This is a genomic window from Actinomyces sp. 2119 (assembly GCF_003591215.1).
Taxonomy (GTDB): domain Bacteria; phylum Actinomycetota; class Actinomycetes; order Actinomycetales; family Actinomycetaceae; genus Actinomyces; species Actinomyces lilanjuaniae.
The window spans coordinates 1-5,717 of the sequence record NZ_QYRR01000014.1 but is presented as its reverse complement, the minus strand read 5'-3'; the positions used below and the strand labels follow the sequence as shown (position 1 = coordinate 5,717).

Genomic DNA, 5,717 nt, shown 5'->3' with positions numbered 1-5,717 from the left:
TGGGTGTGTGGTTTGAGATCTCGATAGTGTGTCTTGTTCTTTTATGCCTGTCTGGGTGGGGCTGTCCTGCTGTGGGTGTGCCTGGTTGTGGTCGTGCGTGTGTGCGTGCGGCTGGTCGGGTGTGCGTGTGGTGGGGTGGTTCTGTCTGGTTTTTTTGTGCGGGGGCTGCCTGCTGGTTTGTGGGTGGTCGTCGTGTGGTTCTTGTTTTTTTTGGAGAGTTTGATCCTGGCTCAGGACGAACGCTGGCGGCGTGCCTAACACATGCAAGTCGTACGGTGATGCCTGGTCCGCTGTTGTGGTGGGCTGGGTGGATGAGTGGCGAACGGGTGAGTAACACGTGAGCAACCTGCCCTCCTCTCCTGGATAACCTCATGAAAGTGGGGCTAATACGGGGTGTGCTCGTGCTGGTCGCATGGCTGGTGCGGGATAGGGCCTGCCTTGGGTGGGTCTGGTGGGGGATGGGCTCGCGGCCTATCAGCTTGTTGGTGGGGTGAGGGCCTACCAAGGCGGTGACGGGTAGCCGGCCTGAGAGGGTGGGCGGCCACACTGGGACTGAGACACGGCCCAGACTCCTGCGGGAGGCAGCAGTGGGGGATATTGCACAATGGGCGAAAGCCTGATGCAGCGACGCCGCGTGAGGGACGGAGGCCTTCGGGTCGTGAACCTCTTTCGCCAGCGGAGAAGGTCCTGCCCGTGGTGGCGGGGCTGACGGTAGCTGGGTAAGAAGCGCCGGCTAACTACGTGCCAGCAGCCGCGGTAATACGTAGGGCGCTAGCGTTGTCCGGAGTTACTGGGCGTAAAGGGCTTGTAGGCGGCTGGTCGCGCCTGCCGTGAAATGTCCCGGCTCAACCGGGGGAGTGCGGTGGGTACGGGCCGGCTTGAGTGCGGTAGGGGAGGCCGGAACTCCTGGTGTAGCGGTGGAATGCGCAGATATCAGGAGGAACACCGGTGGCGAAGGCGGGTCTCTGGGCCGTTACTGACGCTGAGGAGCGAAAGCGTGGGGAGCGAACAGGATTAGATACCCTGGTAGTCCGCGCCGTAAACGTTGGGCACTAGGTGTGGGGGGCCTTTTCCGGGGCTCCCGCGCCGCAGCTAACGCATTAAGTGCCCCGCCTGGGGAGTACGGCCGCAAGGCTAAAACTCAAAGGAATTGACGGGGGCCCGCACAAGCGGCGGAGCATGCGGATTAATTCGATGCAACGCGAAGAACCTTACCAGGGCTTGACATGTGGGCGCGGGCCGCGGAGACGTGGTCTTCTCCTGTCCTCTCGTGTTTGCGGGGGGGTGGGGGGTGCCCTCACAGGTGGTGCATGGTTGTCGTCAGCTCGTGTCGTGAGATGTTGGGTTAAGTCCCGCAACGAGCGCAACCCCTGTCCCGTGTTGCCAGCACGTGGTGGTGGGGACTCTCGGGAGACTGCCGGGGTCAACTCGGAGGAGGGTGGGGACGACGTCAAATCATCATGCCCCTTATGTCCTGGGCTTCACGCATGCTACAATGGCCGGTACAGAGGGCTGCGGTGCCGCGAGGCGGAGCGAATCCCTTAAAGCCGGTCTCAGTTCGGATCGGTGTCTGCAACTCGACACCGTGAAGCCGGAGTCGCTAGTAATCGCAGATCAGCACTGCTGCGGTGAATACGTTCTCGGGCCTTGTACACACCGCCCGTCACGTCATGAAAGCCGGTGACGCCCGAAGCCCGTGGCCCTACGGGGAGCGGTCGAAGGCGGGGCTGGTGATTGGGACGAAGTCGTAACAAGGTAGCCGTACCGGAAGGTGCGGCTGGATCACCTCCTTTCTAGGGAGACTGCTGTGGCGGGGTGCCTGTCGTGCCCGTGGTCCTGGGTCGTGGTGGCCCGGGGGGCTGGTGGGTGCCTGGTCGTGGTGGGGCGTGGGGGGACTGCTGGTGCCGTGCCTGCTGCCTGGGGGTGGTGGGTGGTGCTGGTTTCGCCGGGTCGTGTCCTGGGTGGCTCCTCGTGGTCGGGGGGCTGGTCCGGGGGGCGGTGGCGGGGCACGCTGTCGGGTTCTGGGGCCTGTGCGTCCTGGTGGCCTGGTCCTGGCTGGTGCGCGTGCGTGCGCGTGGTGGCCGGGGCGTGGGCGGGGTGGTTGTGAACTGTATAGCGGGCGCGAGCGTCGGGCTGCCGTGCCGTCCTGCTGCCGTGGTGGTGGTGGGGGGTGTGGTGGCCTGTCGTGGTGCAGCCGTCGTGGGCGCGCGCGTGGGCGTGTGCCTGCGGCGTGCGTGTTGTGTGGTGTGTTGTGTGTGCTTGTTTGTGTGGGCGCTCGGTGGATGCCTTGGCACCAGGGGCCGATGAAGGACGTGGTGGCCTGCGATAATCCTCGGGGAGCCGGCTGGCGGGCTGTGATCCGGGGGTCTCCGAATGGGGTGACCTGGCACGAGCTGTGTCGTGCCACCCGTGCGTGGGCGTGTGCCTGTGCGTGGGGGGTGACGCGGGGAAGTGAAACATCTCAGTACCCGCAGGAGAGGATATTCCGTGAGTAGTGGCGAGCGAAAGCGGAGGAGGGCCAAACCGTGCGCGTGCGTTGACCCGGCAGGGGCTGCGCGTGCGGGGTTGTGGGGCCTGGCCGTGGCTCTTCTGCCGGAGGGCCGCGTTGTGCTCGTGCTGGTAGCCGAGTCCTCTGGGAAGGGGAGGCGTAGAGGGTGAGACCCCCGTAGGCTAAGCCGGCCGGGCGCGCGTGGGCCGGGTTCCCGTGGTAGCACGGGGTCCGTGGAGTCCTGTGCGAGTCTGCCAAGACCGCTTGGCTGCCTGAATACCTCCTGGTGACCGATAGCGGACCAGTACCGTGAGGGAATGGTGAAAAGTACCCCGGGAGGGGAGTGAAACAGTACCTGAAACCGGGCGCCTGCAAGCCGTCAGAGCCTCCTGCCCGCGGGGTGGGGGGTGGTGGCGTGCCTTTTGAAGAATGAGCCTGCGAGTCAGTGGCGCGTCGCGAGGTTAACCCGTGGGGGGCAGCCGTAGCGAGAGCGAGTCCTGTCAGGGGCGGTTGAGTGGCGCGTCGTGGACCCGAAGCGGGGTGATCTACCCATGGCCAGGTTGAGGCGCGTGTAAGAGCGCGTGGAGGACCGCACCCACCTGGGTTGAAAACCGGGGGGATGAGCTGTGGGTAGGGGTGAAAGGCCAATCAGACTCCGTGATAGCTGGTTCTCCCCGAAATGCATTTTGGTGCAGCGTCGCGTGGTTCCCGGCGGAGGTAGAGCTACTGGGTGGCTGATGGGCCCCACAGGGTTACTGAGGTCAGCCAAACTCCGAATGCCGTCGGGGTGGAGCGCGGCAGTGAGACCGCGGGGGATAAGCTCCGTGGTCGAGAGGGAAACAGCCCAGACCGCCGGCTAAGGCCCCTAAGCGCGCGCTAAGTGGGAAAGGATGTGCGGCCGCGCAGACAACCAGGAGGTTGGCTTAGAAGCAGCCATCCTCGAAGGAGTGCGTAACAGCTCACTGGTCAAGTGGTCGTGCGCCGACAATGTAGCGGGGCTCAAGCGCGCCGCCGAAGCCGCGGGCCCGTCGCGTGGTCCCTACTGTCCTGTCCTGGTGGGCGGGGTGGTCAGGGGCGGCGGGTGGTAGGGGAGCGTCCCGCACGGGGTGAAGCCTCGGGGTGACCCAGGGGTGGACGGTGCGGGAGCGAGGATGCAGGCATGAGTAGCGATACTAGGGTGGGAAGCCCTAGCGCCGAATGACCAAGGGTTCCAGGGCCAGGCTAGTCCGCCCTGGGTGAGTCGGGGCCTAAGGCGAGGCCGACAGGCGTAGTCGATGGACGACGGGTTGATACTCCCGTACCGGCCTGGTACCGACCGTGCTGACGCGCGGGTGCTGACCTGTCCTCCTGGTGGTGTCCCGGCGGCCTGTGGCCGTGGGGGCGCCCGGGGGGCGGGGACCCTCCGTGCTGGTAGGCAAGCGTGTTAACAGGGGTGACGCACAGTGGTAGCCTCCGCGGGCCTGATGGCTTGGCCCGTCCAAGCGCGCAGCCTGTCCCCCAGGCAAATCCGGGGGGCGGTCCTCCTGCCCGTGGCGGGTGGGGGGGCGGGGGTGAGGCGTGATGGTGACCCTGCCTGCGGGCGGGGGAAGCAGGGTGATCCTGGGGTGCCGAGAAAAGCCTCGACGCGATGGTGCCGGCCGCCCGTACCCTATACCGACACAGGTGGTCGGGCAGAGCATGCCTAGGCGCACGAGTGATTCATGGTCAAGGAACTCGGCAAAGTGCCCCCGTAACCTCGGGAGAAGGGGGGCCCGGGCCCTGAGGCCCCGTCGCGGGCTAGGGGTGAGGGCCGCAGAGACCAGGGAGAAGCGACTGTTTACTAAAAACACAGGTCCGTGCGAAGCCGCAAGGCGAGGTATACGGACTGACGCCTGCCCGGTGCTGGAAGGTCAAGAGGAGCCCTCAGCCCCCTCATTTTTTGGGGGTGAAGGGGCGAGTCCAAGCCCCAGTAAACGGCGGTGGTAACTATAACCATCCTAAGGTAGCGAAATTCCTTGTCGGGTAAGTTCCGACCTGCACGAATGGCGTAACGACTTCTCCGCTGTCTCGACCATGAGCTCGGCGAAATTGCACTACGAGTAAAGATGCTCGTTTCGCGCAGAAGGACGGAAAGACCCCGGGACCTTTACTGCAGCTTGGTATTGGCGCCCGCCCCGGCCTGTGCAGGATAGGTGGGAGACCGTGACCCCCGCGCGCCAGCGCGGTGGCGAGTCGCTGTTGGGATACCACCCTGGCCGTGGCGTGCGCCTGAACCTCGGTCCGTGACCCGGGCCAGGGACAGTGCCTGGTGGGTAGTTTAACTGGGGCGGTTGCCTCCTAAAGAGTAACGGAGGCGCTCAAGGGTCCCCTCAGCCTGGTCGGCAACCAGGTGTCGAGTGCAAGCGCACAAGGGGGCCTGACTGCGAGACCGACGGGTCGGGCAGGTACGAAAGTAGGAGCTAGTGATCCGGCGATCCCGTGCGGGTGGGTCGTCGCTCAACGGATAAAAGGTACCCCGGGGATAACAGGCTGATCCTGCCCAAGAGTCCATATCGACGGCATGGTTTGGCACCTCGATGTCGGCTCGTCGCATCCTGGGGCTGGAGCAGGTCCCAAGGGTTGGGCTGTTCGCCCATTAAAGCGGTACGCGAGCTGGGTTTAGAACGTCGTGAGACAGTTCGGTCCCTATCCTCTGCGCGCGCAGGAGACCTGAGAGGGCCTGTCCCTAGTACGAGAGGACCGGGACGGACGAACCTCTGGTGTGCCAGTTGTCCCGCCAGGGGCACGGCTGGTTGGCCACGTTCGGGACGGGTAACCGCTGAAGGCATCTAAGCGGGAAACCAGCCTCAAGACGAGGTCTCCGCCACCCCTCCTGGGGGTGGGAAGGCCCCCAGCAGACCACTGGGTGGATAGGCCGGAGGTGGAAGCAGGGCAACCTGTTGCGAGCCGACCGGTACTAACAGGCCGACACAAGCACGCACCCGCCGCCAGCCCTGCCACGGCTGCCGGCCGCGCCCGCTGTACGGTCCACGACCACCCCACCACCACCGCCACCTTTGTGCGCGGGTCCCCGGCCACGTCTCGGTGGTCACAGCGGCAGGGCCACGCCCGGTCCCATCCCGAACCCGGAAGCTAAGCCTGCCAGCGCCGATGGTACTGTCCCCGCCAGGGGACGGGAGAGCAGGACACCACCGAGCACACACCACCCCCCGCCCCGCCCCCCCCGGGGGGGGCGGGGCGGGGGAGCAAA

Annotated in this window: 3 rRNA genes; all 3 read left to right on the top strand. The window is 65.6% G+C overall.

Annotated features, from left to right (window positions below):
* Window positions 1-207: 207 nt before the first annotated feature.
* A 16S ribosomal RNA gene (locus tag D4740_RS12560) occupies window positions 208-1,793 on the top strand.
* A gap of 462 nt (window positions 1,794-2,255) precedes the next feature.
* Window positions 2,256-5,446 (top strand): 23S ribosomal RNA (locus D4740_RS12555).
* A gap of 101 nt (window positions 5,447-5,547) precedes the next feature.
* Window positions 5,548-5,664: ribosomal RNA gene (gene rrf / locus D4740_RS12550) — 5S ribosomal RNA — on the top strand.
* Together the 16S, 23S and 5S rRNA genes form the textbook arrangement of a ribosomal RNA operon.
* Window positions 5,665-5,717: the final 53 nt, after the last annotated feature.